General features: G+C 71.7%; 2 protein-coding genes. Both read right to left on the bottom strand.

What is annotated here, in order from left to right; all coding sequences use genetic code 11:
- On the bottom strand, nt 1–604 hold a 604-nt coding region (locus ACSBPG_RS31905), incomplete at its 3' end, for a 3-oxoacid CoA-transferase subunit B (RefSeq protein ID WP_435541287.1).
- Nucleotides 597–1,157, bottom strand: a 561-nt coding sequence (locus ACSBPG_RS31900) for a CoA transferase subunit A (RefSeq protein WP_435541286.1), incomplete at its 5' end; no start/stop codon positions are given. The genes ACSBPG_RS31905 and ACSBPG_RS31900, both read right to left, overlap by 8 nt.

Here is a 1,157-nt window from a genome sequence, read left to right as displayed (position 1 = left end):
CGGTGGCGGCCACGACCTGCTCCACGCTGACCCCGGGCGCGGTCTCCATGAGGACCAGCCCGTCGCTCGTCGGTTCGATCACCGCCAGCTCGGTGACGATCAGGCTGACCGGCCGCACCGAGGTGAGCGGCAGGGTGCAGCGCTTGAGGATCTTGGGCGCGCCCTTGGCGGTGTGGGTCATGGCGACGATCACCCGCTTGGCGCCGCTGACGAGGTCCATCGCCCCGCCCATGCCCGGCACCATCTTGCCCGGGACCATCCAGTTGGCGAGCTGCCCCGCCTCGTCCACCTGCAGCCCGCCCAGCACCGTCACGTCGAGGTGGCCGCCGCGGATCAGGCCGAAGGACATGGCGCTGTCGAAGGCGGCGGCGCCGGGGATGGCGCCGATCGGGCTGCCGCCGGCGTCGCTGAGGTCGTCGTCGGCCATGCCCGGCTCCGGCAGGGCCGACATGCCGATGATGCCGTTCTCCGACTGGAAGAACACGTCGACGCCGGCCGGCAGATAGCGCGCCACCAGGGTCGGCAGGCCGATGCCGAGGTTGACCAGGCTGCCGTCGCGCAGCTCCAGCGCCACGCGCTTGGCGATCAGGGTCTTCTCATCCATGGCGGACCTCCTTGGCGATCAGGTGGTCGACCACCACGCTCGGCGTGACCACCGCGTCGGGCGGGATGACGCCGACCGGCACGATGTCCTCGGCCTCGGCGATCACCGTCGTGGCGGCCATCGCCATCAGCGGGTTGAAGTTGCGCGCGGTCAGCGCGTATTCGAGGTTGCCGTAGTAGTCGGCGCGCTTGGCGGCGATCAGCGCGACGTCCGCCTTCAGCGCCGTCTCCAGCAGGAAGACGGCGCCGTCGACCTCGACGGTGCGCTTGCCCTCCGCGACGACGGTGCCGACGCCGGTCGGCGTCAGGACGCCGCCCAGCCCGAAGCCGCCGGCCCGCACCCGCTCGGCCAGGGTGCCCTGCGGCACGAGCTCCACCGCGGTCTCGCCGACGATCATCTGGCGCTGCGTCTCGGGGTTGGTGCCGATGTGGCTGGCGATCACCCGGCGCACCAGCTTGGCGTCGATCAGCTTGCCGATGCCGACGCCGGGCCGGGCGGTGTCGTTGGCGATCACCGTCAGGTCGCGCTTGCCCTGGCGGACCAGTTCGTCGAT

It is taken from the genome of Azospirillum sp. ST 5-10 (assembly GCF_051225715.1).
In the GTDB taxonomy this organism is placed as follows: domain Bacteria; phylum Pseudomonadota; class Alphaproteobacteria; order Azospirillales; family Azospirillaceae; genus Azospirillum.
This window is presented reverse-complemented; position numbering and strand designations above follow the sequence as displayed.